Source organism: Vibrio sp. 1159, from assembly GCF_033340395.1.
Classification (GTDB): domain Bacteria; phylum Pseudomonadota; class Gammaproteobacteria; order Enterobacterales; family Vibrionaceae; genus Vibrio; species Vibrio alginolyticus.
The window spans coordinates 1-1,044 of record NZ_JAWOWL010000188.1; the positions used below are offsets into that span (position 1 = coordinate 1).

1 protein-coding gene is annotated in these 1,044 nt (G+C 46.0%); it reads left to right on the forward strand.

Annotated features, from left to right (window positions below; genetic code table 11):
- Window positions 1-103: 103 nt before the first annotated feature.
- Window positions 104-1,044 (forward strand): sensor histidine kinase (locus R7127_RS26895; RefSeq protein WP_318148761.1); only part of this gene is annotated, 941 nt, incomplete at its 3' end.

Genomic DNA, 1,044 nt, shown 5'->3' on the forward strand with positions numbered 1-1,044 from the left:
AGTGGAAGTTGTCGCACGCTTTTTAACCGGAGACGACCATTCTGCTTACGCACAAATCAGCGATAAGCATATGATTGTATTTAACATCAAAGGGAAATTTTAAATGTGTTCAGCTAAGTCAATGGTAGCAAGTGGATGGCAGCGCAGTGTGGTTGTCACCACGTTGTTTTGTTTGTTTATCTCGGGAATGACGCTCTCAGTTTGGGGCGGTCCGTACTACGTGCATGTACTGGTGAGCTTTGGTTTTGGCTACTCTGCGCTGTTCTTCTCGTGGTTGATCGACAAGTTGTTTCCGACCATCCCACGCATGCTAGAAATTGCGCTATCACTGACCGCGTGTTTGTTGTTTGGTGTAATTAATGCGCAGTTTTGGCTCGGTGAATACTTCGGTATTTCGGGCATGTTGCCTGTCTTACTGATGGGCCTGCTGTTTAGCGGTATGTGTTATTTTTATTTTCATTCACGCGAAAAAGAAGCTATTGCACAGCGTGAGCTAGAGAGCATCAAACGTGAAAATGCCGAACAAGAACGAGCCCTTTTACTCAGCCAGCTCAAGCAGATGCAAAGCCAAATTGAGCCGCATTTTCTGTTTAATACGCTTGCCAATATCAGCGCGTTGATGTCGCAAGACGTCGATAAAGCCAAACAAATGTTGGATCAACTCACTGCGTTATTGCGTGCAACGCTAAAAAGCTCGCGTGAGGAGCACACCACGGTTGAGAATGAAATCGCCTTGATTGACGCTTATCTGGGTATTCAAAAAATTCGTTTAGGCGAGCGCTTAAGTTACACAATCGAGGTGCAAGAAGGGTTAGGAAATACAGAGTTGCCTCCGATGATGCTGCAACCTTTGGTAGAGAACGCCATTATTCACGGCATCGAGCCAAAACGTGAAGGTGGTGAAGTCCAATTGCTGATAAAGCAAGAGAAACAGCTGTTGCAAATTGAAGTGAAAGACACTGGCGTGGGGTTGAGTCACGTCAGCAATCACTCTGGTTCGGGGATTGGGCTGAGTAACCTTAAACAGCGCATGGATGCCTTATT